Raw genomic sequence first — 24,748 nt, 5'->3', positions numbered from 1 at the left:
CTGGTCGCTCGCAAGTTATGGTTTCCTCTTAAGGGTCCAATTCAACTTCGACTTTCTTCAAAACTCCTGGGAAGTCGAATGGCACATGATAGTCTTCGCTCACTGGTTCTCCTGCGTCGGAGCCAATATCGAAGGTCTCGTCGAGAGATATCCGGTAGCCCATTGTCCGTTCGACCCGGCCCTCACCCACAAGTGTATCGTCTACAAAGAGTTTTCCTGTCCCGCCAAGGCCGACACCTCCACCGTCGTATTCGAACTCGTAGCGAATAATATGCTCGCCCGGCGTAAGGACATCTCCCACTATGTTGTACCGCTCAAGGTTGGCGACATTGTAGGTGTAGATTGGCTTTCCTCCCAACACATAGAGCGCCCATCCTCCAAATCGTCCACCTTGTGTGACGAGCATTCCGTCAGTCTCACCCTCGCCAATTTCAACATGCGCGGTGATCGTATGTGACTTGTTCTTGAAGTCGGGTGCAGTGCCTTCCGGGATACGTCGCATGTTGTCGAAATATGTGAACTTCGAACGACCTTGCGTCAGGCTTGGACGGAGCGCTACGTCCAGCCTGTCGACCTTGTCGTTGTCGATTGGAAGGACATTGTATTTGGCGGCTTCACCATAGAATAAGATCTGCAACTCGGCCAATTTCTCGGGGTTTTCGTTAGCTAAGTTGTTGGCCTGCGAGAAGTCCTCTTGGACATTATAAAGTTCCCACATCCAATCATTGATCACGTCGCTTTTCTGGGTGACGCTAATCCAGGGAGCTTCCGGCGGGGTAGTGGTGGCTACCCACCCGTCGCTGTAAATCGCGCGATTGCCCATCATCTCAAAATACTGGGTACGACGAGTTGAAGGGGCGTCGGCATTGTCGAAAGCGTAAACCATACTGGTGCCTTCTATTTCAGATTGCGCGACGCCGTTTATTGATGTCGGCGCTGGGATCCCTACCGCTTCAAGGATTGTCGGCATGATGTCGATTACATGGTGGAACTGACTTCGCACTTCGCCTCTGGCTTCTATCCCCGCTGGCCAGCGAATGATCATACCGTTGCGTGTGCCCCCGAAATGGCTGGCAATTTGTTTGGTCCATTGGAATGGTGTGTTCATGGCGTGCGCCCAAGCTGAAGGGAAGTGACCAAAGGTATTTGGCCCTCCCAGCTCATGCATTCTCGCGTATGTATCTTCAAAGGGTACGGCGATGTTGTTGAAGAAAGTCATTTCATTCAGCAGGCCATCCGGACTGCCTTCGGCGCTCGCTCCGTTGTCGCCCATCAAGTAGATAATGAGGGTGTTATCCAACTCACCCGTCTCCTCAACGGCGTCGATAATGCGGTTGATTTGATGGTCCATATGGGCAAGAGCGCCGGCGTAGACCTCCATCATTCGTGCGTAGAGTTCTTTTTGTTGGTCGTTCAGTGAATCCCAAGCACGCAGTTGCTCAGGTCTCGGAGTTAGAAGGGTATCTTCAGGGATTATTCCCAGTTCTTTCTGCCTGGCGAACGACTCTTCACGGACCTTGTCCCAACCTTGATCGAATTGTCCTTTGAATTTTTCGATCCATTCCTTTGGAGCGTGGTGTGGGGCATGCGAGGTGCCGGGCGCATAGTAAACGAAAAACGGTTTGTCCGGCGCAAGTGCATGTTGTTCGCGAATATAGTTGATAGCCCGATCCGCCATGTCTACGTCTAGGTGATAGTCTTCGGTGTTGGGCGGTTCGATCGGTTTGGTTCCATCGAAAATAGCAGGGGTGAACTGGCTCGTATCGCCACCAATGAAACCGAAGAATTGTTCAAAGCCCAAGCCGGTCGGCCACAGATCAAAAGGTCCGACTTGGCTCGACTGCCAATCAGGAACATTGTGGTTCTTGCCGTACCATGCGGTATTGTAGCCGTTTCCCTTGAGAATTTCTGCAATAGTTCCGTTTTCCTTAGGCATGAGGGAGTTGTAGCCTGGGAAGCCGGTGCCGATTTCCATTATTACACCGGTCGCGTTCGAATGGTGATTGCGCCCCGATATCAACGCAGCCCGGGTTGGCGAACATAGTGCGGTTGTATGCATCTGGATGAAACGTAGTCCGTCTTCGGCTAGTCGATCATACGCTGCTGTTGGGACAGGTCCGCCAAATGCTGTGGGTGCCCCGAACCCAACGTCATCGGGCATAATTAGAAGAATGTTGGGCGCACCTTCCGGGGCGACGACTTGCCTCGGAAAGTCCAGACTGGAATCGCCAGTTCTTAGGCCGATATGACCGTTGAATTTAGTTAAAGGGATCGGCAAAACTGAGCGGTCCCAGTCATCCTGCGACATAGATGGCGTTGCACATAAAGACAGCATGCTCGCCAAAATTACACCTTGTGCTGCACCCAAGTTCGGCAACCTCATGTGTTTTCCCTTCTGATTTAATTGCTCAAACGGTCTTCTCAGGTGACCGTTCATATCGAATGAATGTTGGTAGCCGGCGATCTGCCTTCGTTTCAGGTGCCAAGAACTCTACGGTTGGGTATTGGTCTCTTTGCACGCTGTGCCGGTGTTTATTTGGCAGCTTTGACCGTCATCACTGTCACAGTTGAACTGAAATTCACTGCTAGAGTTGCTCGAAACTTTAGCAATGTTAGCAAATGGAACTTGAGCGCTTTGATTAACAGGCTACTCAGGGTTTAGATTGCTTCGGGTAACGACGCCAAACTACTCTAAGGTTAGGCAATCCGATGCTGAACGCCGCACGACACCTTGCTCCTCTCGTACCGTCGCATCTTTGGCTAGGTCAAAACATGTGCACAATTGGGTGAATTATTTGTCGTGCCTGTTGATTTTGCACGTTATTTTAACATCCCAAAAGTGCAAACCTACGCTTTGGTGGAGGTTTGGGCGACCCTTTATTGGTCGACTCGTCCGTCTTCTTTTAGTGAACCAAACTCTTCAACTTATCCTCATGAAGTTAAGAACTGCGCAAAGTTGTATCGTTAGAAAGTCAACTTCGCGGACGTTCGGCAAAGGCCAAATCCTGCTCCCGCAACCAACTTAAGCCAACAGAGTCTCGAACAAGCCGCCTCAGGGCGGTGTTTGTATTTGGACAAACACAATCATTGCTGCCAGGGCACCCTCCAGTTCGATCTACACGCCATAGAAACGGCGACACTAGCGCGCTGACCCTGTCCGCCTTTCTTGTAGATTGATGCGAATGTGGCGCGGTATTAAGTAAGTTACTTCTGGCTGAGCAGAGTTGAGTACGATTCGGCCTCATTGCATCTCCCCTTATGCTCATTGATCCTTGTCAAGATTTGAGCGGGCAAGAAGTGCTACACTCAATGATAACTCAGGGGGGGATTCATGGAAGAGTTAATTGAAATCGGTAGATCCTTCGTCCAGGCCATGCGTGAGCGCAGGGGCCTTGGAAGTGTTGATGAAATGTATGCCGAAAACGCACAGTCGATAGAGGCAGTCGTGCCTCCGGCTCGACAATTCCGCGTTTCAAAGGGGCGAGAAGCCATCAAGGGAAAAAGAGAGGATTGGTTGGCCTCGCACGAAATCCAGGAACTCGTCGTGGATGGTCCCTACGTCCACCCACCCAACCGCTTTGGAGTGCGTTTCAGGGCTGAAGTGATTCAGAAGTCTACGGGTGAGCGCATTTCGCTGCGCGAGATCGCTTTGTATTCGGTGGCGGACGGCAAGATTGTGCTGGAAGAGTTCTTCATGCTGCCGAAGTAAGTAGAGCGACTGACAACATCTTCTATTTGTTGGTTTAATCAGTGCGCACGGCGCTTGGGCGAAGTGAAATTCCGGACGGAGGTCGGGAATGCGACACAGAACAGTGACATATTATGTAGGAGTTGATGCTGACGACGCGTCGATTTTGGAATGCGCTAAAACTGCCCGCATCCAGAACGGCCACTTGATTTGTGTATTGATTGCGGCTTTACCCAACCTGCCTTATCTAAACTATGGATCAAACAGGTTCGTTGAGGCGGGTCTCCCTTCAAACTGGTTGGATGTTCTAGACGAAAAAAATGCCGCCTTGAAGTCCCGCGCCACCGAAGTTGAAGCGCTTCTGGCCGCGCAGGGTGTATCGGCAAATGTAAACGCCTTTATTGGATCTGGAACTGACTTACAGCATCTTGTGGCAGGCCAAGCCAAATGCTGTGATATCGCCTTTCTTGACGCTGAGTTGCGAAAAGATCCCGATTTGTTTCATAAGGTCGCGTACGGAGTATTGTTCCATTCGCCAGTCGCCATGATGATAAATGGAGATCCGTTTGCCCAACGCGACTGCATTTTCTTAGCATGGAATGATAGCCTGCCTGCGTCTAGGGCTGCGCATTTAGCTTTACCTTTTTTTCTGGCGGCCAAGGAAGTTGTGGTTGGGTGTTTCGATTTGCGGTCGTCTGATGACGTAGAAGGCGAAGAACCCGGAACCGACGTTGCTGGATGGCTCCGTCATCACGGTTGCAAAGTGACCGTGTCGCAGTTTCCGTGTGGTGGGGACTCGATCGAACGCTGCATTCAGGATAGCGCAACAGAATTGGGAGCCGACCTCGTTGTTATGGGCGCGTATGGGCATTCCCATCTGCGTGAGTCACTCTTTGGTGGAACGACGCAAGCTATGTTGGAGCAGACAGGGTTGCCAGTGCTATTAGGACACTGATGAAGCGAACAGGCGACAGTGATTTTCTGACAAATACGAGAGCAGCCAGCTGTTGTTAGGATATCGCTTGAGATTGATGCTGATTGGACCGGCCGTTTCCGACAAGGAAATCTACCACAATAGACGTTAATTCGTCCCAATCAGTGAACTCCCGTGCACCATCTCGTGGATCGATTTTTCGACCCAGCAAGACAACGTGCTTTAGGATCTCCCTCTCAAAATATCCGTAGCTTTCGGGCCTCACCGCGCCTGCGACCAACGCTGTTGCATCTGGTTCAAAACCTGTTCGCATTAGCATTTCGTTGAGATAGTCTTGCGCTTCTTCTCGACCTGACGCGAAAGCAGCTTTTAGACCGACGGAAAGCACGAGAGACTTTCGTTCCATTAGGGCATCTCTATTAGAAGCGACAAAAGCCTCGAATGACTCGGGATGCCTACGCTCGTGGACAGGGGCCAGAAGAACGACCTTGACTACATCGTCAAGTGATACGTGGCTGGACATTTCATCGGTATTGATAAGCTTTGCGTTGAATCCGGCATTCTTCGCGACACTGCTGATGAAGCGCGCAATCTTTGCTGTCTGGCCTTCGACTGTAGCGAAGACGATGAGTACGGTCATTCCGATCCTCCCATAAATCGGTCTGAATAGATTTCAAATTATGAATAAGTGGCTTGGTTTGCCCTTGATCTCCATCAAAGGCGTTACTTAGGAGCGTATCGGGAGAGTTGTGGTTCGCTTTTGCTGTCCACGCAGAGCATGTTTTTAAGGAAGTTCGCAACGACCTACATCTCGAAGCAAATCGGCTTTTCTGGGCTGACAATTTTTGAAGCTGGCTATGGCCCAATGGCTTGTTTTGCTACCTTAAGGAAAAGGCCAAAACAGCGACTAGGATTACAAAACTGATGCACCACACCGTGACCTTAGCTTGTTGGCTTGCGGGCAGTTTTCTGAGCAGTCTAGTCATAGTCAAACCTTTCAGACAAAATCCGATGTGACGCGGTGCCCCGAGCGATCAGATGATCTTCGACGGCGTCCATCATGGCCGGGGGGCCGCAGAGAACAAAAAGCCAGCTCTCAAATTGTTCAGATGACAAATTGCGGTCCAACAGGGGACCGTCGATCAAACCTGTTTCGCCGCGCCAATCCTTGGGCGGTTCGGATAGAACAAATACTGTTTCTTCTTTGGACAACTCCCGAGGATAAACAATCTGCTCCTCCACCCGGTTGCCATAGATAAGCTTGAGATCGCGTTGTGTTCCGCTCAACCTTACTTGACGCATAATGCTCAACATCGGCGCGATACCCACACCACCTGCGATCAGAACAATGCCTTTCTCAGGACAGTGGCTGATCGACAAATTTCCGTGTGGGGCATCCAGATAGACCGGGGTTTGCGGAGCGATCTGTCCGAGACCGCATGTGAAATCCCCAAGTTCCTTTATCACAAAGGACACCTCGGGGCCTTCAGCTGGTGCTGAACTAATCGAGAATGGGTTTTCTTGCAGCGAGAAAGCACTGTGGCCGACATTTAGCCAAGCAAACTGCCCTGCTTCGAAAGTTAGTCCGGTGTGACCATCGGGCTTGAGCCGCAACTCCCATTGCTTTGGTGTTAGTCGAGACACAGAAGCAACGCGCCACGGCCTTTTCCTCTGACGCAAAGGGCAAACGAGATAGACATACAGTAAAGTCCCTACTGCAATAGTGGTCAGGGCAAGCCAGAGAAACGTCATTGGCGGATGTCCGCCGTAGCGCCCGGCATAGACCGTGTGGTGCAACAGCAGGCACGCAATCGCCAAGGCTCCCAGCCCGTGCAATAGGCGCCATGTCTCGTACTTGTAATCAAGGGATTTACGGGCAATTGCCGAGGCAACCAGAATGAACAGTAAAAAATATGCGCCGATGCCCGACGCCAGGGCAGAAAAGTCAGTCGAAATCGTAAGTTGGTTTGTTTCATCCCACGGGCGGTGTCCGCCAGATGGCGTACCCTGGTACAGCAGCGGGTGTATTAGCGCAAAGCCAAGCGCTGTGCGCGCCATCATCTGATGCACCCGCATGGTCACATCCATACCCAGACCGGAAGAGATGAATCTGAACCGCCCAGACAGCAAGAACTCAACTAGTATTATTGAAAAAGCAAGCATTCCAAGCCCGGACGCGAGCTCTTGATGAAATGATCGCGGTTGCCATCCCAGAGACCAGGAAAACCCCAAGGGGGCCAAGATCAGCAAAACGTAGGTCAGCGCCAGATAAGGCCATTTCATACGGCTTTGCTCCAAATTTCTAAAGGTAAGCAACCCGGGCTCATTCAGATTAAACGCTAAGCTGACATGGGACTCCGATCAAGGCTACTGAGATTGGTCTGAATTGCAGCATAACAGGGCAAGTGTGTTTGCCGACGGTTCCCGTTTCTGTTCGTCCGGTTGGTACGTGCGATCTGGCTAAAGCTGAGGCTGCATGCTTGCGCAAGATCAAGGTCATTGACCGCCTTTCCTGTCATAATGTTGCGCGCGCGAAATCCGACCAAAGGAGGAGGCTCAAAAAATGCTAGAAGATAAAAAGTCCCCGCAACTTTTCACTGGAACGCATCCGCTCTCCGACAATTTTCGACGTGAAATGGAAACCCTGATGTCGCGGTTTTTTGGGGGAGGATCACCTTTCCTACCAATGGAAACGGCTGCGCAACGCACGGGTTTTCCGTCTCTTGATATGACAGGCGCGATTTCTCCGGCAATCGATATCCAAGAGACGGATTCTGCGATAGTCCTTACGGCTGAATTGCCGGGGCTCGAAGAGGATGATGTAGAAATTGAAATCAAGGATCGCAGGCTAATCCTGCGCGGTCAGAAGAAGATTGCGCATGACGAAACGGGCGATCTGCGTGTCAGCGAAAGAAGCTATGGCAGCTTTTCCAGAGCCATGTCGCTGCCAGATACTGTGGAAGTCGACAAGGTTTCAGCAACATTCGACAAGGGCGTTTTGCGTATTCAAATGCCGAAGACTGAACCTCAGGATCCAAGCCGTAAGATCAAGGTATCGTCGAAATAGACAGACTGTTGGCGCGATACGGTGCTTGCAAATGCCAAAGCAGAGGGCCGATCATGGATCGGCCTTCTTCGGACGGCGGTCTGGTAGATGTGTTGGGTTGAATCCGGTAGACATCGCAGGTGCTTGTTTAAATGTGCTTTTTTGTACATTCGCGTCAAACCATAGGTTTGGTGTTGCGGCGTGATAGAATGCCCCCACGCGTTTGGATAGGGGGCCACAATGCGCAAACCAGAAGTGAGCGACATGACACCCTCAGTGAATGGTGGTGAAGGTGAGGTGCGGGCCTTTCTGGAGAGCCTTACAGGTCCATCGCGCGGAAACGTGAACTGGCTTGTCGACAATGCCCTTACTGTCTCTGTTGGTGATGGCAGGGTGTTAAGCATTCGACCTAAAGATGACCTGCCTCCCCATGACAACGATATTGCCACACTACAGTGGGCTGACGGCGGTTACACAATAGCCGCATCGGTTGGGCGCAATGTATGGGTAAACGGGCAAAAAGCCTCTGCGGCGCCTCTTAGGCATGGTGACATGATCGAGTTCGGCGAAAAGGGCCCCATGTCTCGATACAGATTGTGCGATCACTCATTTCCCGCACACCACACAGTCGAAGATATCCTTAGCGACGCATATGCTTACACCCGAACGAGCCGTCGACCCTTCGCCAAAAAGATGTCTGGTGCCTTGCGCGATAGTGGGCGGCGGCTTGCCTCTCAAACCACGATACTGTTCAGGATCACGGTTCTTGCAACGCTTCTTGTGATCGCGTGGTTTGGGTACCTGCTTTACCAAAACGACCGGCGCTTGGCGGATAGTATCGAACAGGAGTCCCGCAAGATCGAAGCGGTCGCGGTTATGCTTGCCCAGACGCGAGAAGATGCACTTACGCCTGATGACTTGGTTTCGTTGCGTGACGCTTTTGAGAACCAGGTTCTGTCAACCGAGCGGCGTCTTGGAACCTTGGAGCAACGCGCGGGGGCACCCACGCGAGTGATAGCTGCCTCCACTCGATCTGTCGCTTTCCTTCAGGGAGCTTATGGATTGCGCCACGTGGAAAGCGGGAAGATATTACGGCACGTTTTGGGACCGAACGGAGAAAACCTGAAAACCCCGTTTGGTCAGCCTTGGATCGAACCGGACGGGACCGGCGAACCTGCAGAGTTTCAGTTCACCGGAACGGGGTTTTTGATCGCTGGGGTTCCGTTGATGGCGACCAACCGCCATGTCGCTTTGCCCTGGACCTCGGGGAACCGAGAAAAAGCGCTGAGCGACGCTGGTCTTGAGCCAGAGATGTTGAAGCTGCTGGCCTATTTGCCTGATCAGACGGAACCAATTGAGGCGCGGCTGCTTCGGTTCAGCGAAGCGGCAGACTTGGCGATTTTGGAAGTTGAGCCAAGCCGCGTTCAGGAACTTGGAATTCCGTTGGCGGATACCAAGTCGCGCGTAGGTGAAGAGCTTTATCTGTTGGGATACCCAACGGGTTTGAAAGCATTGATCGCGCAGGCTGGTCCGGGCTTTTTAGAGGGATTGGAGGCAGACGGAACGTTGAACTTTTGGTCGATAGCGTCCCGGCTTTCCACACAAAGCAAGATTCATCCGCTAGCAAGCCGGGGGATCGTTGCGCGGACAAGTGAGAGCGCCATCGTTTATGACGCTGAGACCACGACCGGTGGGAGCGGAGGACCAGTATTGAATCGGCGGGGCGAGGTCGTTGCCATCAATGCTGCGATCCTGCCCGAGTTCGGTGGTTCAAACATCGGCGTCCCGGTCTCACATCTCAGAGTTCTGCTGGGAGAGGTGGAAAGCCAGTAATCATTCGCTCGTTCGGAAGCGTGAGTTTTGAACGAAGAACACAGTAGCGAGTGGAACGATCACTGAGATCATGGCCACGCAGATCAGCAGGTATCCAAGTTGACTGTAGTCTGCGTTGGAAGTGACCGCACCGGTTTCTGGATTTGTGACAGCGCGAGTCACAACGAATGTTTGGTTGAGGTATTTGGTGCTGAGGCTGCTGGCCGACAATGCCATGTTGGTAAACGATGCCATCACCGCAAAGAAGGTCGCTTTCAACTGAACAGGGGCATTGCGTGCAATCCAGGCCAACATCGGGACCATGGCAATCTGCCCAAGCGGCGATTCAACAGCTGTATCAAGAATGGCAATGAACCTTGCATCGACAACTCCGCCGGTACGCGCTGCAGTCCATTCATGCACGCCGTAATATAAGGCGAGGTTGGGCAGGGCGAGAACGCCCGCGGCGATCGTTAACATTACCACCACATGTGCAATAGAGCGATTGGCCATAAATGGCCGGAGAACGATCAACCCCAATAATGCCAGAAGCGAAGTTAATAGTGCCAGGATTGCCAGGAACTGTTCATCGAACCCAAGTTCATCGATTTCAAACCAAGTCAGGCCTGGTCCTGGTAGCGGCACGGCACGGAAAACAAAAATGATTGTTGCCGTCCCGATCAGGGCCTTGGCTTGGGCTGGTTCCAGCTCCTTCAGCAGACGCGACATCAGGTACAGAATTACCGTCAAAGAGACTGCAAAAACAGTCTCTTGCGCAAATTCGAAATCTGCGGTCCCCAGCACGATGCTAAGCAAAACGAATGCAAAGCCACCCAGCAAAATGGACCATTTGACTTCTGTGACTTCATCCGGTGTGTGGGGCGGATGACCCCGCCTGGCAAGTTGACGCTGGATCAAGCTGTGAAGAACGACCCCGCTGACCGACAACACCGGGATGGCCAGAGCTATCAGGTACACTTGGCCATAAAGCGCAAGGCGCTCGGATTTTTGCAGACCTTCAGTTCCAGAGAAAATCCAGATGTTCACAGCCGCAACCGCCGCAAACCCGGAAATGATCGAAACTCTGCCCAAGGTTTGCATTGTCGTGTGCTGTGCACGGGTTTCTTCAGGCGTAAACGGGAGGCCGTGCTGGTTAACCCTGGGAACCGCTTCGACCGTCATGGCGTCCGCAACTACGTCTTGAATGGCATAGCCTGAAGGCGCCAGCAGCAGGGCTAGGACATACCAGTCTTCCAGTGGCATGAAATTGGACATCAGGGCAGGCGCGGTCACGAGACCGTACATTGTGAGCAAAGACAACGTGATCAGGGATGCGCCAAACAGGATCAGCAGGGACTTCCAGCGCCAAAACAGGTCCACGACATGACCAAGCGGCATTTTGAGTATCCACGGGATACCAGCCCAAAACGCGAGTCCTGCAACGAAAGAGGCGGATAAATCGAGATAGTCTTTTAGGAAAAAAGCGCCGACGACCGAGGTCAGGCCGGACACGCCGGCCGCGAAATAGACCATCAATGGCGGCAAATAGGACCAACGTAGCTGCTGAACCAGATCCACAAAGGTTCTATGCCACCAGCCCGAGAGTTTTGATCCTATGGAAGTTTGGTCAGTCGTCATATGCCGTGGTAGCTCTTGGAAGCCTTTGGGTCGTTGCATTTAGTTAGAGAAATCCAGATCCGAAAAGCAATGCACTGGTGATCACCCCAAGGATCGGTACCACAAAAGGAACGCGGAAGTGCTTGGTGGCCTCATCCGGCTGCATCTTCAGCAGGATCAGCGAAATGTTGACGAGCACAAAGACGCCCAGAACGATCTGGGATGTGCGCTCTGCCAAAGTACCAATCGGTATAGTTTGGGTCAGCAGAACGATGATCACCACGACCAGCAAAGTAGCAACTACTGGTGTCTGCGTTGCTTTCGGGACAATCGCCAGAACCTTCGGCAGATGGTCACGGTCAGCTAGTCCGTAGATCACCCGCGAGGCCATGATCATCTGGATCAGTACTCCATTGACCGTCGCTACAATCGCGACTGCGGAAAAGCCCTGTTTGATCATCTCGGGCGCGTTTGAAAACACAAGCGTGAGGGGTGCTGCGGATGTCGAAAGAACATCGATCGGAACAACAAGTAGAACCGTCATTGAAGTTCCCAGATACAACACGGTTGCCAGAACGAGCGTTAGCAAAATCGCTTTTGGGATGGTGTGCACTGGGTCTTTCACCTCTTCCGCGACATTGGCCATGTCCTCGAAGCCAACAAATGCAAAGAAGGCGAGAAGTGATGCCGCGAAAATGCCTCTCCACGCGTCGAGTTCCAGCGGCGGAAGCATCGAACTGATCTCGTATCCCTGCGGATTCTGAATCGACATGCCCCAGCCGATCACAAAGAGAAGACCTGCGATTTCAATGATCGTGATGACAGCCGCAACAAAGACCGACTCAGTGATCCCCCAAAGCGCGATTAGACCCATGATCAAAACGACGCTGATGGTCAAAACAGGGATCGCAAAACCGGTCAAAGCATGAAGGTATGATGCTGCGCCAATTGCAACGGCAGAGGCGGAGATAACGCCCGAGGCTGCCACCGCAAGCCCAACGAAAACCGCCATCCATCTTTTCTGAAATCCCGCTTCAACATAGGCCGCTTCACCTGCGCTGACAGGAAATCGAGTTGCGAGTTCTGCATAGGAAAGCGCGGTGAGTGATACGACGAGGGCGGCCACAATGAACGACAGCGCCGCAAACGGTCCGGCGATGTCTGCTGTTGCACCGACTAAAACGTAAATGCCCGCTCCGACCGTTACCCCGAGGCCATAAAGCGTGAGCAACGGGGTAGTAAGGGCTCGTCTGAGTTTCTGTTCATTTGGATCAACAGAGTTCATAAGTGATTTCCGCCAACTGCCCATTCCGAACGTCGTCAGTAGCGTCCTTCTCTTTTTGCCTCGATTGGCGCAGCGGCTTAGTCCTATGGTCAAAACCGCACCGAATGCCTTGTGTCTCAACGTCTGGGCGCATTGGGTGCCAATCAACTAACTGGGGGGCTCGCCATCACTCCTGCCGAGCCCCCGTGGGTGGAACCTCCACTCCTTCAAAATTTCGTTCACCTTTGTGTTTACTTGGGGACAGGAGGGTGAACGTAGAATATGTTGAAACATTCGAATTTCACTATGTAATTCGTATTGGTGCTTTGATCTATGTCAATCAACTCGCGGCTTCGGGTCTGCGAGGCTGAACGCAAACCAACTATCGTTTGTCGTCGGACTTAAAGGCAAAGCAAACATGTTAGGTGGTGTGAGATTTAGGGTGGAAGGCAATTCGTGATGCTCTGGAACCTGTTACCAGCCCTGGGTGGCATCGGCCTATTCCTTATCGGCATGCTGTTGATGACGGACGGTTTGAAGGCTTTGGCAGGGGCGCGACTGCGGGATATTTTGGGCCGGTTCACGTCGACACCGTTTACCGGGGCCGTAACAGGCGCGGTCACGACAGCTGCAATCCAATCTTCCAGTGCGACCACCGTTGCGGCCGTCGGATTTGTCGCGTCTGGTCTGCTCACGTTTCCCCAAGCGCTTGGGATCATCTTTGGGGCCAATATCGGAACGACCATGACAGGTTGGCTTGTCGCGCTTTTGGGGTTCAAGCTGGACTTGGGGCAAGTGATGTTGCCCGTTGTTTTTGTTGGGGCTTTGCTGGCGCTTTCGGGAAGGAAAGCGGTTGCCGGCTTTGGGCTGGCGTTGGCCGGATTCAGCTTGATTTTCATTGGGATCGAGCAACTCAAATCCGGGCTTGACGCCTTTCGCGGCGTAGTTACCCCTGCCGATTTTCCACCTGATACGCTGCTGGGCAGGCTGAAGCTTGTATTGATCGGTGTCGTTATCACCATGGTGACGCAGTCTTCGAGCGCTGGCGTTGCAACGGCATTGGCTGCCTTGAGCGCCGGTGCTGTGAACTTCCCTCAAGCAGCGGCTCTGGTCATAGGAATGGACGTAGGGACAACTTTCACCGCTGTTCTGGCCACCTTGGGTGGGGGCACGATGGCGCGCCGCACCGGTTTTGCTCATGTGATCTACAACGTGATGACAGGGGCAATGGCATTTTTCCTGCTGGGGCCGTTTACTGCGGTCTTTGTAAGCGGGACGGCGGCTGGAAACTCTCTGACTGCGCTTGTCGCGTTCCATAGCTTCTTCAACGCCATAGGCGTGGCGCTGATCTTGCCATTCGCGAAGCCCTTCGCCAGATTTGTCGAGGCGCTCGTACCCGACAAAGGGGCTGAGTTAACGAGACCTCTGGATCCTCTCGTCCTCGGGATGCCGGAAATAGCGGTGGATGCAGCAAAAGCCGCAGTCGAACAAATTGTGAGGGCCGAAGTGGCGCACCTGCGGTCATGTATCGGGGCATCTCAGCCAAGCGGACCCGATTATGGACGGGACAGCATTGAGACAGCTGTATCGGAAGCGCGCTCGTACCTAGACAAGATAGAACCGTCCAGCAGGTCCGATGTAGAGTTATCCAAAATCAAGGGTATGTACCATGTGCTCGACCATCTTGACCGGCTGCTTTACCGGTGTAGCCAAGATGATCGGATAAGCGAGTTACCAAAAGACCGGCGTTTGAAACGGCTTGCTTCGGTGATGATTGCAGCAACTGATGGTTACTTGGAAGTCGACAATCCAGTGCAGTGTGAAAGTTCGCTGAACCGCGTTCGCCGTTTTCTGCGGCGACAGAGGAAACTTCGTAGAGACTTGCTCATCTCCGACGCTGCGACTGACAGTCTGCCGGATGAAGTGGTCTGGGCTCGCTTGGATGCCCTCAGATGGTTGCATCGTGTGTCTTATCACCTCTGGCGAATTCGCTGGCACATGAACGCATTGGAAGGAGTGCCGTCTGGGCGCAAGGGTGGTGAGGTCACTGACGGCGTGGCGTAGTTGGAGGCTGACCTGGATTAGATTCGGCACTTGCTCAAGCCCTATTTGACCTAAACGCCAATCTTCGTGCTGAAGGGTGCAACATGAGCAAGGTCAAAGAAGTTTCTTAAGGATGCGCATTAATAAGATCTGCATCCGGGGTAGCTAATTGGAGGAGCGTATGCAGATTGTTCGCGGGATTTTACTGGCACTGTTCGTCACGGGGCCCGTACTAGCGCAGGAGGTCAGCGTCGATGAGGGACGTGATTTGTACCGGACGTATTGCTGGCAATGTCACGGTTTCGAAGCAACCGGAGACGGGCCAACGGCGGAAATGCTGGCTATTCGAACACCTGACCTCACCAAATTGGCAGGCAAAAACGACGGTGTGTTTCCGATAGATCGCATAGCTGAACAGATTGACGGCCGTTCGCAATTGCTCGCCCATGGGGGCGAAATGCCAATCTTTGGTGCGGTGTTTGAGACAGACCAACAAATCGCGGTGGCTTTGCCAAGTGGGCAACCAATGATGGTAGGCCTGCCGTTGGCGAACTTGCTCGCCTTTTTGGAATCGATTCAGGCTGAATAGCCACGGGCCAATCTGCTAATCTGTATCAGCCGTGCGTCTGATTGACATGAGAGTCAGTGGCGGCCCCAACACTTCGAAGGCCACAGTGCTGGCAATAGTAAAGGCCATGATGGACGCGGCCCAATTCGGAAATTGCTCTCCGGCGACAAGAGCCATTCCGACCGCAACACCGGCCTGTGGTAACAAAGCGGGGCCGAACCAAGCGGTTTGACGGTGAGGCAGGCCGCCCAGTCTCGCTCCGCAATACCCTCCAACAAGACGGGCCACGGCGCGCAAGATCAGGAAAAGTGCACCAGCCCAGCCCATCAAGCCGAAGGCTTCGATATCCAACGTGGCACCCGCCAACAGGAAGAAAAGGATCATGAATGGCCACTGGATGTGCTCGATCTCATGAAAAGCACGGTCATGATGGCGGGCAAGATTCCCGATAGCTGCGCCCGCAACCATGCCTGCTACCAAGAATGAAACCTCCAGCCAAAGCGCGAGGCCCGCTGTCAGAAAGACTATACCCACTGCTTCTGCCTGCATCGGCTCTCCCGGTTTCAAGCGGCCGGTCAGGTAAGCGGATGGCACGCCTAGTGCGGCACCCAACAAAATAGCCCCTCCGAAATCCCACATCGCTGTGGTCGTGACTGTGGCCCAGCCATCCGAATGACCGGCCAGAACTAAGGCGATGCTGAAAACGATCAGACCCCAAGCGTCATCAATTGCGACGACGCCCTTTAATGTCTCGGTGAAGCTGTTGGACACCCCAGATTGATTGATCACGTCTGTCATGGCGGCCGGAGCTGTAGCCGTAGCAATTGCCGCCAGCACCAACGCCAACCCGAAGGGCACGCCAATTGCGGTCAGTCCAGCAGACACAATAGCAAGGGTTGCAACCACGATTGAAATTGAAATCGTAAGGATGGCTCGACCATGCCTAACCAGGTTCTCGCGGGTCAAAGAACCTCCAAGAAGAAACGCGACCATCGTCAAGGCCACAATGGAAATCTCGTCGAACCACATTGCAACTTCTAGTGGGATCAAACCAATTCCGGCGTTCCCTGCGATCAGACCGAGGAAAAGTAAGGTTGTAACACGAGGAAGATGCGTGGCCCGGCCAAGTTGGTCAGCCGCCAATCCGGCAAGGAAGAGGATGCCAAGGGTAATCAAAAAGCCGGCAATGTGCATAGAAAACCAAGCGTTAAGTTCTTGTCTAGACTACTCTAACTCCAACACTGCCTGCTAGGAACCGGTGTCGGAGAGAATGCAAATTCCACTCGCAGCCTAAGCTGAAGATCCTAAAAATAGGGATATTGATCTGTATTAAGGCGAAAGCGCGCAGCAGGTGGCACAATAGCTCATTCAGGAAACGAGGAGGAATTTTCGATGCCGACAAAGAAATCTAGCACAAATAGCCCGACCTCACTTGTGGATGTTTTCAAGCAAATGCAGCCGCCCATGTCTGGCAATCCGGCCTTCGGCGCCCAGATCGAACAATTTTGGGACGCGCAAGAAAAATTGCTCGAAGAAACAGAGGCCTTTGCGCAGCATTGGTTCGAACGGCGTCACGAGGCGGTTCGGACGGCTCTACAAGCTGCACGCAAAGTGTCTTCTGCGAACCCGTCCGATCCAACGAAAGCGCTTCAGAGTATGACGGAATGGCAGCGCCATTCGGCTGAGCGGTTGGTTGCTGACGCGCAGGAATGGTTCGAAACCGTGTCCCGTTGTGCATCTTATGTCACTGAAACCGAAGTTGCAGCTGTTGAGAAAACAGTTGGTGATGTTGCAGCCGCTACAAAGAGCGCGGGGAAATCTTCAAAGTCCGAGCCTGTTTAAGGTTTGTGCTGCCGAAAAACCAAACTGAAATCATCGGAGCAGTAGATAGGAGGTCAAATGTACAAGAACATCCTGATCCCGGTTGCTCTGGACCAAGAACACGATACACAAGCGTCGTTTGAAGCCGCGCGCCAATTGGCTGATGCGGAAGCTGTATTCACCGTGATACACGTCCAAGAACCAATTCCGGCGTATGTAGGGTCTCAGATTCCCAGCGAGGTACTTGCCAATACGCGGCATGAAACCCTGGAAAACCTGCATCAGACTGCTTCTGAAATTCCGGGCGCGAAGGCTCGGCTTATCTCTGGGCACGCGGGCAGGGCTATTGTCGACTTCGCAAATGAGAACGAGTCGGATTGCATCGTCTTGGCTTCGCACAAGCCTGGTTTTGAGGACATATTTTTAGGTTCCACTGCGAACAGAGTCGTGCATCACGCCAGGTGCTCGGTTCATGTAATTCGTTGAGCCAGTGTTAGCGGTGTGGCTTCCTTTTTGAGTGGCCCGTGCGCCAAATCAGATCGAGAGAATTGACCGCTGAGCCAAAGAACCCTTGGACTGCAGCTGGCCTGCGGTTTCGAATTTATTGGAATGCTGGATTACTTTATTGTGCGGAGCAGTTGCTGGTCGGTCGCTTGGAGGCTTTCGACACTTGAGTTGCCTCGGAGCCTCAGTTTGTGTTTCGAGACGTAGTCTACTTTCCTTTTCTTTGAAGGACGGTTGTTCGATGAAGGCCAAATCCTGCTCGCGCAACCAATAATCCTAGGCAGATAGCAAAGCTCTAGCGCCGCCTTCGGGCATTGTTTCTATTTGTGCCATCACAACTGGAAGCACTGTGGAAGCAAACAGGAGCGAACTCACACTGAGGCGAACGCCGCAACAAACTCGTTGTTGCCATTGATTTTTGACGGTGCCTTGTTGGCCGGACATGATCCCCAAACGCTCCTATCGCCTTTCCCTGTCTGACACGCTATTCTGCGGTGCAGAATGGCTGTTGGAGGCTTGATCTATGGGTGGTCGTATAATCTGTGTGGCGCAGCAAAAGGGCGGGGCGGGGAAGACGACGCTTGTCTCGAACTTGGCAATCGCCTTCCTGCAAGAAGGGAAAAGCGTCGCGCTTGTGGATACCGATCCGCAGGGAAGTCTTGGAAAATGGCTGGACGTGCGCGAAGAAACGTTTGGCGAGAACGCAGACCTTCGATTTTCGACGGCGACCGCATATGGAATTTCACGGGCAATTCGTGGCGTCGGCGGGGATGCTGATATCGTGCTTGTCGATACGCCGCCCAAAGCCGACAGTGACGTCCGGTGGGTCCTGCGCGAGTCTGACCTTGTGTTGGTGCCGGTCTCGGCCAGTCAGGCAGATGTTTGGGCAACTCATGATATTCTGGATCTGGCTGATCGTATCGGGAAGCCGACGCAAATCGTTTTGAACCGAACCCGGGCCGGCACTCGCGTCGGCGAAGATGTTGCGAAATCCCTTAGCGAGATTGGCGCGGCGCAGTTTCAATCCTCATTGGCCAACAGGGTGATATATGCAGAAGCTTTAGGTCAAGGGCTGGGTGTGCTTGAGGCGAAGCGCGCCAGTTCCGCTGCAGAAGAGGTGCGCGCGCTTGCGGATGAGGTCGCGGGGCTTTTGAATGGCTGACCCCTGAAAGCCGCTCACTTGGAATTTTGCGGTCTTGGATCGTCTGTGGCAGAGAGCGTGAATGAACGAAAAATCGCCCAATCTGTTTTCGACGGTTTCGAGTGACTTTATCGCCGACTGGCTGTCGGCGTTGGAGCCACTTTGCACGGTTTCACATTTTGGGTCGTTATTGGAACGGTCCGAACTGCCGTCGGCGGGCGATACACGTCAGGACCGGGTAACGCTGGATCAGATTGTCGACCTGTATCAGCTGGCGGCTGTTGAAACCGGAGACGAGATGATGGGTCTTTGGTCGCGGCCGATTAGACCCAGAGCTTTGCAGCACTTGCTGACGTCTGTTCGCGAAGCGACGTCATTGTCATCGGCGCTCTATCGGTTCTCAACCTTCTGGAACCTGTTACTGGACGACTATCAGTTCAAATTGACCGAGGCCGATCAAGCCGTCGAACTGGCGCTTATGCCTGTGCACGAGGTCGAGGCCCAGCGGTTTGGTCATATGTTGATCCTAAAGCTGGCCCACGGCCTCATGTCCTGGCTGGCCCGAGGTGAAGTGCCTGTCAAAGCCGTGGGGTTTTCGTTCGACCGTCCGGTCTTTGACGAGGATTATTCGGTTATCTTTCCTGCGCCGGTATATTTCGCCCAGCCGGCCTCCTTCATTTCTTTTGACGCAAGTGTATTGGGTCCGATTCATGCCCGCCAGACGAGCGACCTAGACCTGTTTCTGGAAAATGCGCCAAGAGATTGGATATTCACGCGATCAAGTGAACACACCCAGTCTCTGCGGGTGCGCAGTTTCCTAACCAAAGCGGGGTGGGATCACGCGAACCTGTCGGCGGCTGCGAAAGCAATGAATATGACACCGCGTACCTTGATGCGCCGATTGGAATCAGACGGCACATCCTTTCAGGCGATCAAAGACGCACTGCGCCGGGACATTGCTATTGGGCACCTTCAGGCAGGGCGCAAAAGCGTTGAGGCGATCGCTCAGGATCTTGGGTTTTCGTCGTCGGCCAGCTTTCACAAAGCGTTCCAAAGATGGACAGGGGCTGCTCCGAGTGCCTACAGGCGCTCGCCGATTGGATCTCGATAATTTTGTCACTTTTGGACAATTGTCTGTCGTCTCATGAGATGGCGAGCATCCTGACGCGCGGATAGAACCCTTAAAAATAAATGAAACGTTCAGTGTGCCGAATTCTCTTGCTTCTGGGGTGGTCGGTGGATTGACGATTTCGGGCAATATTGCTTGTGAAAGGACTTCTCATGTCAGAAAAACTCGCCACAATCCTTGAGGCCGCGCGCCAGCATGCCGAGGATGTCATTGCACCCAACGTGGATTCGTGGAACGCGGCGCGGGCCTGGCCTCGTGACGCCTCGGACAAGGCGGGTGCTGTCGGGTTGACGGGCCTGTACGCTCCTGAGGAGTGGGGCGGTCAGGGTCTTCCTATGTCAAAAGGCATTCAGGTCTACGAACAACTGGGGCTTGGCGATGGCGCCTATGCTTTTGCATTGTCCATGCATAACATCTGCACTTTCGCCGGATGTGGTTACGGGACCGATGCATTCAAGGAAAAATGGGCACGTGATCTGACCTCGGGGCGCAAATTGGCGAACTTCGCGTTGACCGAGCCTCAATCCGGGTCTGACCCCATGAAGATGTACACCCGAGCGACCATCAACGGGGACGGTACGTGGACGATCAGCGGCGCCAAGGCATGGGTCAGCCTGGCGACTGAGGCGGATGTATATTTCACTGTCGTCAAGACAAGCGACGCGCCAGGCCACACGGACATGGCGATGATCGCGATTCCCGCTGACGCACCGGGTGTCAGCTTCGGGCCATTGTACGACACACCCTCTTACGGTTTCCTCCCGATTGGTGAAATGTATCTCGACAAGGTTGTTGTCAGCGAAGACAACATCATTTTGCCGGTTGGTCAGGGACTTCAGGGATCATTGATGGCGATCGATATAGCCCGGGTTTCGATTGCTTCGGGGTGTTGCGGGCTGATGCAAGCGGCGTTGGATACCGCGCTATCCTATTCGAAAAACCGCAAGATGTTTGGTGGCACAAACCTTCAGCTGGATGGAATTCAATGGATGCTGGGTGAGGTCGCGACCGAGCTTGAAGTCTCGAAGCTTCTGTACCGCAAAGCGGCAGAGGCGCTGGGAACGCCCGAAGGCCCGTTGATGGCAGCCCATGCCAAACGGTTCGTGCCGGATGCGGCGGTCAAGGCGGCCAATACCTGTACACAGGTTCTTGGTGGAATGGGCCTGCTGCAACCCTACGGGCTTGATCGCTTGTCACGTCTGGCGCAGATGCTGCGTATTGTGGACGGAACGACCGAGATCAGCCGGGTTGTGATCGGCCGGGCGCTGCAGAAACGCGCTGCTGGTCTGCCTGATCTTCCGGTGCCTAAAGGGTTCGGAGAAACTGACGACGCCAGCCCATCCGTTGCGGCCGAATAAGTCAGATGCGGCGTGCCTGCCGGCACAAGACTGCAAAGCCCAGCTTTCGAAAGAAGGCTGGGTTTCTTGCTTGAGCGCAAGTCCGGGTCGGATCAATCTCTTGGTTTGCGCGACACTTTTTAAAGGTTCGCGGGGACTGCTGCGCTCACTTAGCCATCACCATGGTTTCGGTGCCTTGGGTTTAGATTGCGAAGAGGTGACGGACGCGTCGCGAACTTCCCCAGTGGAATTGCTGATTTGAGGTCACGTCCGCGTCGCGCTGGGTTTGCATAGGATTTTGCGCCTCGATAGCAGAGTTACTGACATTAACAAAGTTTAACTCTCCGTCAGACATTCGTTAATCGGGCCAACCTTTATCGACTGTGTACCCCGCAACATCACCTTAATGATAAAGGAGGAGAAGATGGACTACGCACAGACAGCCAGCCCTCGGAAGGGTTTGTTTTTTAGCTTGTTTTCGAACTATGCAGAAGCGCGCGTCGAACAATTTCGCCGCAAAATTTATGGCAATACAGTCCGCGTTTTGGAGAAGCTGAGCGATCAACAGCTGGAGGACATCGGAATCCCCCGGAGCGAGATAAAGCAGCGCGCGTATCAAAGCGTCTATCACCAGATGCCGTATGACCACCGCGTGCAATAAGCGTCGCATTGTTGAAACTGGATGTGAAGGTGGAGGGATATGATGCTTGATACACATACTTGCTCGGGCGCAACCCCAAGCACGAGCGCTTTGGTGCTGTTTGACCGGGCAATGAAAATCCATGCTATCCGCGCCGATATCGTTCGAGCCGCGCAAGAACTGAACTGCCTGAGTGATCGTCAGCTTTCTGAGATGGGGATCAATCGCACGGATATAGACGAGATGATCGCAAGGTATATCTGAGATGCCTGCCCCATCCCTTGCCGACAAAGATGTAGGACGCGAGAGAACCATAAAAGCCGCTCTGAGGGTTTCAGAACGGCTTTTATTCGCATGAAGGTTTGTGGTGTGGTCAGGCCTGGTGATCGACCACTTGCAGATGTTGGGCCAGCTTGTCGATTTCGGCCATCCAGGCTTGCACCAGTTTCGGATCGCTGGGGGCGGCATGCACTCCGGCGGGGATCGCGCGGTTCAGAACCGCCTCAACTGCCAAGGATACCGGGATCGAGACCAGACGCGCCATCGCCGTGCCTCGCGCGTCACCCCATGCATCCATGACATAGGTTTTGTGCCAGGTCTCGACGCCTTCTTTCTCGGCTTTCAGGCCCACGCACAGAACAACGCGGTCGGGCTCGCCTTCATCATAGGCGTTCTCATCCCAGAACTGGTCCGACATCTGTTTCAGACGCGCGTCGCCTTCGGGGCCGGACAGGGTCTCGATCTCGGTGAACACATCCGACCACGCATCGGCCCAGCCGTTCAGGCGCAGGGTGCCGCGGACGAATTCTTTGACCGGCCAGTGATCCTCGAACTGGTATTCGGCCATGAAGGGGATCGAGTCGCGGTTTGGGTAAACCTCAAAGCTTTCGGGTGTGGGCAGCGGCGCGACATAGCTGGTGATCGCGTCCCACGGGCGGGCCACATCCAGCGGGGCGTAGTCCCGGATGGATTTTGAGGGCGACCGCAGGGCTTTCAGAACGCCCAGAGGCGACCAGCTGAATTTATAGCGGAACGGGTTGGGGTTTTTCGGGATGCCACCGCAATAGGAGATAAAGCTCAGGTGGTTTTGCGCATCGAACGCGTCAGACGCGCGATAATCGGCCACCAAGGCGTGCGCCATCAGGTGGTCGATGCCCGGGTCCAGCCCGACCTCATTGACTAGTGCAACACCGGCCTCGCGGGCTTTGTCATTCAGCGCGCGCATTTCGGGGGCGATGTAGGACGAAGACACGAAGTTCGCGCGCTTCGATATCGCCAGTTCCGCCAGCGGCACGTGCCAGTCGCCCGGCAGCATCGAGACGATCACGTCGCCCTGTTCCAGCACCGCGCCCAAGGCGTCGATGTCAAAGGCGCGGATGTCGTCGGTCAGGTCTCCGACCTCGGCGCGGGCCTTGTCGATGGTCCGGTTCCAGACAGTGACTTTATGTCCGTCCTCGATCAAGCGGCGCAGGCCGGGGATGGCCGACAGGCCGGTGCCACACCAGTGAATTGTCATCGCTCAGATCCCTTCAATATGGGTTTTGTAAGTTGTCTCAGCCCGGCCCCAGACGTCGCTGTTCAGATCGGTCAGGGTCAGCAGGGAGGGCAGCAGTTGCGCGGCGTAGTCTTCCGAGCTTTCGACCGGCAGCATCGAGGGCAGGTTGTCGATGGCCATCACGTCCATCACCGGATCGTTTGCCACGCGCAGGGCGGGCGCGTCCCATGTGGTTGCGCGGTCATAGACCGGCACCGGGTTGTAATCGCTGTCCGGGTCGCAGGCCACGTCGCCAATGGCGGTCAGGTTGCGCGGTGCGTTCAGCGCCTCGCGCGGGACAAAGACCGGCGTGCCGGGGCGGGCAAAGATGCAGTTCAGGAACAGATCATGGTCAAGGATTTCGGGGAAGGGCCCGCCGCTGGCAGTCTCGGCCATGTCCCATTTGGTGACGGAAACGCCCATCGCCTCGCACATATCGGCCGCGCCTGTGCCAACGCGGCCTAAAGCGCCGATGACGATTGCGCGGGGGCGGGTGCCGGTGGCATCCAGCTCGGCCAGCAGTTCGGCGTTCAGCGCATCTTTGTTTGGGTACACTCCGACCGGAGGGCATTCCTGCCCGCGCTGCTGCGCAGCCCATGTTTTCAGCGTGACCGCCGCACCTGCGTAACCGGCCCAATAGCCAAAGGCGGCGACCCGGCGGCCGTCTTCGCCCACCAGATATTCCAGATCGTAGAGCGTGCCGCCGCCGGCCTTGAACCGCTCCAACAACGCGCGCCCGGAATGCTGCCCCTTATAGGCATGGCCGAACATGATATGACGATGCGGCAGGGGTGTGCCGTCCTCGGGCAGTTCCTTGAGGCCAAAGATGATCGCATCCAGCGGGGCCTCGGGCCATGCATTCTCGGCTGCGATCTCACACCCTGCGTCTTTGTACCCCTGCAGCGGAATGGCGCGCACGGAACTTTCCTCGATCGTCACGCGAATGCCTGCGGCGATCAGGGCGGCGGCACCTTCGGGGGTCAACCCTACCCGTTCCTCGTTCGGGCGCTGTTCTGCCCGGACCCAGAGATGTGTCATGTCAGTTCCTTATGTTCAGAGCATTCCGGCGGCGCGTACGGCCTGAACCGAGGCCCGTGCCTCCATCGCTTCGCGGAACGCGATAATCTTGGGAAAGGCTGCGACGTCGACGCCGTCACCTTCCAGCCAGCTGCAAACCACATAGAGGTAAACGTCCGCCAGCGAGACCTCATCCCCCAGCACAAATGGCCCCCGCAGCCCGTTCGAGCAGATATAGTCACAGGACGCGGTCATCGTTTGCGCGACTTTGCCCTGCATATCCTGCCAACTGGATTTTTTGTCGGCCCATCGCTCTCCGCGCATTTTATGGGCGTGGTTCACGTGCATGGTCGAGGCAATGTAATACATCACCTCGCGCATCCGCGCGGCCATGATCGGGTCGGACGGCACCAGCCCGGCCTGTGGTGCAACCGCCGCGATGTAATCCAGCAGCGCGCCGGTCTCGGTCAGAATGCCGCCATCCACCACCAACGCAGGCACGCGGCCCTTGGGGTTGATCTGTTTGTAGGCAGGTTTGGTCTGCTCACCGCCCGCAAAGTCCAGCTTGATCGCCTCGTACTCCAGCCCGGCTTCTTCCAAAGCGATGGCCACAGCGACCGAAATCGTGCGGGGGGCGTAATAAAGCTGCATTG

General features: G+C 54.4%; 22 protein-coding genes. 13 read left to right on the top strand and 9 right to left on the bottom strand.

The features are described 5' to 3' along the window. Window positions 1-28: 28 nt before the first annotated feature. Window positions 29-2,308 (bottom strand): arylsulfatase, encoded by a 2,280-nt coding sequence (locus ACR0DX_RS13770; protein WP_480846446.1) that lies wholly within the window; start codon window positions 2,306-2,308, stop codon window positions 29-31. Between the two features lie 1,023 nt (window positions 2,309-3,331). Between ACR0DX_RS13770 and ACR0DX_RS13765 the strand changes: the two genes are divergently transcribed. Next, complete coding sequence (locus ACR0DX_RS13765) at window positions 3,332-3,709, top strand: nuclear transport factor 2 family protein (RefSeq protein WP_170355507.1); 378 nt, start codon at window positions 3,332-3,334, stop codon at window positions 3,707-3,709. A gap of 88 nt (window positions 3,710-3,797) precedes the next feature. Then, the gene (locus ACR0DX_RS13760; protein WP_170355506.1) at window positions 3,798-4,643 is read left to right on the top strand and encodes a universal stress protein; all 846 of its coding nucleotides are present in this window, start codon (window positions 3,798-3,800) and stop codon (window positions 4,641-4,643) included. A gap of 55 nt (window positions 4,644-4,698) precedes the next feature. On the opposite strand, the gene ACR0DX_RS13755 is transcribed toward ACR0DX_RS13760, so the two are convergent. Both ACR0DX_RS13755 and ACR0DX_RS13750 read right to left on the bottom strand, forming a co-directional pair. Beyond that, on the bottom strand, window positions 4,699-5,262 hold the full coding sequence (locus ACR0DX_RS13755) for a flavodoxin domain-containing protein (RefSeq protein ID WP_170355505.1): 564 nt from the start codon (window positions 5,260-5,262) through the stop codon (window positions 4,699-4,701). A gap of 338 nt (window positions 5,263-5,600) precedes the next feature. Continuing rightward, on the bottom strand, window positions 5,601-6,905 hold the full coding sequence (locus ACR0DX_RS13750) for a ferredoxin reductase family protein (protein ID WP_480846443.1): 1,305 nt from the start codon (window positions 6,903-6,905) through the stop codon (window positions 5,601-5,603). 280 nt (window positions 6,906-7,185) lie between these two features. On the opposite strand from ACR0DX_RS13750, the gene ACR0DX_RS13745 reads away from it, so the two are divergent. Both ACR0DX_RS13745 and ACR0DX_RS13740 read left to right on the top strand, forming a co-directional pair. Continuing rightward, on the top strand, window positions 7,186-7,689 hold the full coding sequence (locus ACR0DX_RS13745; protein ID WP_170355503.1) for an Hsp20/alpha crystallin family protein: 504 nt from the start codon (window positions 7,186-7,188) through the stop codon (window positions 7,687-7,689). A 219-nt stretch (window positions 7,690-7,908) separates the two neighbouring features. After that, the gene (locus tag ACR0DX_RS13740) at window positions 7,909-9,501 is read left to right on the top strand and encodes a trypsin-like peptidase domain-containing protein (RefSeq protein WP_170355502.1); all 1,593 of its coding nucleotides are present in this window, start codon (window positions 7,909-7,911) and stop codon (window positions 9,499-9,501) included. On the opposite strand, the gene ACR0DX_RS13735 is transcribed toward ACR0DX_RS13740, so the two are convergent. Both ACR0DX_RS13735 and ACR0DX_RS13730 read right to left on the bottom strand, forming a co-directional pair. After that, window positions 9,502-11,118, bottom strand: a complete 1,617-nt coding sequence (locus tag ACR0DX_RS13735; protein ID WP_480846440.1) for an MFS transporter — start codon at window positions 11,116-11,118, stop codon at window positions 9,502-9,504. 43 nt (window positions 11,119-11,161) lie between these two features. Further along, window positions 11,162-12,382 carry an APC family permease gene (locus ACR0DX_RS13730; protein WP_480846438.1) on the bottom strand — a complete coding sequence of 407 codons (1,221 nt, stop codon included), beginning with the start codon at window positions 12,380-12,382 and terminating at the stop codon, window positions 11,162-11,164. Window positions 12,383-12,820: 438 nt separating this feature from the next. Here ACR0DX_RS13730 and ACR0DX_RS13725 point away from each other — a divergent pair, with 438 nt between their 5' ends. Both ACR0DX_RS13725 and ACR0DX_RS13720 read left to right on the top strand, forming a co-directional pair. Next, window positions 12,821-14,425 (top strand): Na/Pi symporter, encoded by a 1,605-nt coding sequence (locus tag ACR0DX_RS13725; RefSeq protein ID WP_170355530.1) that lies wholly within the window; start codon window positions 12,821-12,823, stop codon window positions 14,423-14,425. Window positions 14,426-14,585: 160 nt separating this feature from the next. Beyond that, window positions 14,586-14,993 carry a c-type cytochrome gene (locus ACR0DX_RS13720; protein WP_170355499.1) on the top strand — a complete coding sequence of 136 codons (408 nt, stop codon included), beginning with the start codon at window positions 14,586-14,588 and terminating at the stop codon, window positions 14,991-14,993. A gap of 15 nt (window positions 14,994-15,008) precedes the next feature. On the opposite strand, the gene ACR0DX_RS13715 is transcribed toward ACR0DX_RS13720, so the two are convergent. Further along, window positions 15,009-16,148, bottom strand: a complete 1,140-nt coding sequence (locus ACR0DX_RS13715) for a cation:proton antiporter (protein WP_480846436.1) — start codon at window positions 16,146-16,148, stop codon at window positions 15,009-15,011. Between the two features lie 216 nt (window positions 16,149-16,364). Here ACR0DX_RS13715 and ACR0DX_RS13710 point away from each other — a divergent pair, with 216 nt between their 5' ends. From ACR0DX_RS13710 to ACR0DX_RS13680, 7 genes are all read left to right on the top strand, one after another. Beyond that, window positions 16,365-16,814, top strand: a complete 450-nt coding sequence (locus tag ACR0DX_RS13710) for a phasin family protein (RefSeq protein ID WP_170355497.1) — start codon at window positions 16,365-16,367, stop codon at window positions 16,812-16,814. A gap of 57 nt (window positions 16,815-16,871) precedes the next feature. After that, window positions 16,872-17,279 (top strand): universal stress protein, encoded by a 408-nt coding sequence (locus ACR0DX_RS13705; protein WP_170355496.1) that lies wholly within the window; start codon window positions 16,872-16,874, stop codon window positions 17,277-17,279. A 541-nt stretch (window positions 17,280-17,820) separates the two neighbouring features. Continuing rightward, the gene (gene parA / locus ACR0DX_RS13700) at window positions 17,821-18,459 is read left to right on the top strand and encodes a ParA family partition ATPase (protein ID WP_170355495.1); all 639 of its coding nucleotides are present in this window, start codon (window positions 17,821-17,823) and stop codon (window positions 18,457-18,459) included. A 61-nt stretch (window positions 18,460-18,520) separates the two neighbouring features. Beyond that, window positions 18,521-19,549 (top strand): AraC family transcriptional regulator, encoded by a 1,029-nt coding sequence (locus tag ACR0DX_RS13695; RefSeq protein WP_170355494.1) that lies wholly within the window; start codon window positions 18,521-18,523, stop codon window positions 19,547-19,549. 170 nt (window positions 19,550-19,719) lie between these two features. Then, window positions 19,720-20,925: an acyl-CoA dehydrogenase family protein gene (locus ACR0DX_RS13690; protein ID WP_170355493.1), complete on the top strand. Its 1,206-nt coding sequence runs from the start codon at window positions 19,720-19,722 to the stop codon at window positions 20,923-20,925. 403 nt (window positions 20,926-21,328) lie between these two features. Continuing rightward, on the top strand, window positions 21,329-21,565 hold the full coding sequence (locus tag ACR0DX_RS13685; protein ID WP_170355492.1) for a DUF1127 domain-containing protein: 237 nt from the start codon (window positions 21,329-21,331) through the stop codon (window positions 21,563-21,565). A 42-nt stretch (window positions 21,566-21,607) separates the two neighbouring features. Next, a complete protein-coding gene (locus tag ACR0DX_RS13680; protein WP_170355491.1) occupies window positions 21,608-21,808 on the top strand; it encodes a DUF1127 domain-containing protein in 201 nt (66 codons plus the stop codon). Between the two features lie 109 nt (window positions 21,809-21,917). Here the strand turns inward: ACR0DX_RS13680 and ACR0DX_RS13675 are convergent, their stop codons facing one another. Genes ACR0DX_RS13675 through ACR0DX_RS13665 form a run of 3 tightly spaced genes read right to left on the bottom strand, consistent with a single transcriptional unit; the run spans window position 21,918 to window position 24,746 of the window. Beyond that, complete coding sequence (locus ACR0DX_RS13675) at window positions 21,918-23,060, bottom strand: saccharopine dehydrogenase C-terminal domain-containing protein (RefSeq protein WP_170355490.1); 1,143 nt, start codon at window positions 23,058-23,060, stop codon at window positions 21,918-21,920. Between the two features lie 3 nt (window positions 23,061-23,063). After that, window positions 23,064-24,116: a saccharopine dehydrogenase gene (locus tag ACR0DX_RS13670; RefSeq protein ID WP_170355489.1), complete on the bottom strand. Its 1,053-nt coding sequence runs from the start codon at window positions 24,114-24,116 to the stop codon at window positions 23,064-23,066. Between the two features lie 15 nt (window positions 24,117-24,131). Next, window positions 24,132-24,746: a glutathione S-transferase family protein gene (locus ACR0DX_RS13665; protein WP_170355488.1), complete on the bottom strand. Its 615-nt coding sequence runs from the start codon at window positions 24,744-24,746 to the stop codon at window positions 24,132-24,134. Between the last annotated feature and the right edge of the window lie 2 nt (window positions 24,747-24,748).

Source organism: Ruegeria sp. D3 (assembly GCF_056534465.1).
This window is presented reverse-complemented; position numbering and strand designations above follow the sequence as displayed.

What these genes read in the sequence shown, in the direction of transcription:
- ACR0DX_RS13730 (WP_480846438.1), bottom strand. Translation starts at nt 12,382, where the DNA reads ATGAACTCTGTTGATCCAAATGAACAGAAACTCAGACGAGCCCTTACT.
- ACR0DX_RS13705 (WP_170355496.1), top strand. Translation starts at nt 16,872, where the DNA reads ATGTACAAGAACATCCTGATCCCGGTTGCTCTGGACCAAGAACACGAT.
- ACR0DX_RS13680 (WP_170355491.1), top strand. Translation starts at nt 21,608, where the DNA reads ATGCTTGATACACATACTTGCTCGGGCGCAACCCCAAGCACGAGCGCT.
- ACR0DX_RS13675 (WP_170355490.1), bottom strand. Translation starts at nt 23,060, where the DNA reads ATGACAATTCACTGGTGTGGCACCGGCCTGTCGGCCATCCCCGGCCTG.
- ACR0DX_RS13710 (WP_170355497.1), top strand. Translation starts at nt 16,365, where the DNA reads ATGCCGACAAAGAAATCTAGCACAAATAGCCCGACCTCACTTGTGGAT.
- parA (WP_170355495.1), top strand. Translation starts at nt 17,821, where the DNA reads ATGGGTGGTCGTATAATCTGTGTGGCGCAGCAAAAGGGCGGGGCGGGG.
- ACR0DX_RS13725 (WP_170355530.1), top strand. Translation starts at nt 12,821, where the DNA reads ATGCTCTGGAACCTGTTACCAGCCCTGGGTGGCATCGGCCTATTCCTT.
- ACR0DX_RS13770 (WP_480846446.1), bottom strand. Translation starts at nt 2,308, where the DNA reads ATGTCGCAGGATGACTGGGACCGCTCAGTTTTGCCGATCCCTTTAACT.
- ACR0DX_RS13765 (WP_170355507.1), top strand. Translation starts at nt 3,332, where the DNA reads ATGGAAGAGTTAATTGAAATCGGTAGATCCTTCGTCCAGGCCATGCGT.
- ACR0DX_RS13760 (WP_170355506.1), top strand. Translation starts at nt 3,798, where the DNA reads ATGCGACACAGAACAGTGACATATTATGTAGGAGTTGATGCTGACGAC.
- ACR0DX_RS13735 (WP_480846440.1), bottom strand. Translation starts at nt 11,118, where the DNA reads ATGACGACTGACCAAACTTCCATAGGATCAAAACTCTCGGGCTGGTGG.
- ACR0DX_RS13665 (WP_170355488.1), bottom strand. Translation starts at nt 24,746, where the DNA reads ATGCAGCTTTATTACGCCCCCCGCACGATTTCGGTCGCTGTGGCCATC.
- ACR0DX_RS13720 (WP_170355499.1), top strand. Translation starts at nt 14,586, where the DNA reads ATGCAGATTGTTCGCGGGATTTTACTGGCACTGTTCGTCACGGGGCCC.
- ACR0DX_RS13745 (WP_170355503.1), top strand. Translation starts at nt 7,186, where the DNA reads ATGCTAGAAGATAAAAAGTCCCCGCAACTTTTCACTGGAACGCATCCG.
- ACR0DX_RS13670 (WP_170355489.1), bottom strand. Translation starts at nt 24,116, where the DNA reads ATGACACATCTCTGGGTCCGGGCAGAACAGCGCCCGAACGAGGAACGG.
- ACR0DX_RS13750 (WP_480846443.1), bottom strand. Translation starts at nt 6,905, where the DNA reads ATGAAATGGCCTTATCTGGCGCTGACCTACGTTTTGCTGATCTTGGCC.
- ACR0DX_RS13685 (WP_170355492.1), top strand. Translation starts at nt 21,329, where the DNA reads ATGGACTACGCACAGACAGCCAGCCCTCGGAAGGGTTTGTTTTTTAGC.
- ACR0DX_RS13740 (WP_170355502.1), top strand. Translation starts at nt 7,909, where the DNA reads ATGCGCAAACCAGAAGTGAGCGACATGACACCCTCAGTGAATGGTGGT.
- ACR0DX_RS13690 (WP_170355493.1), top strand. Translation starts at nt 19,720, where the DNA reads ATGTCAGAAAAACTCGCCACAATCCTTGAGGCCGCGCGCCAGCATGCC.
- ACR0DX_RS13695 (WP_170355494.1), top strand. Translation starts at nt 18,521, where the DNA reads ATGAACGAAAAATCGCCCAATCTGTTTTCGACGGTTTCGAGTGACTTT.
- ACR0DX_RS13755 (WP_170355505.1), bottom strand. Translation starts at nt 5,262, where the DNA reads ATGACCGTACTCATCGTCTTCGCTACAGTCGAAGGCCAGACAGCAAAG.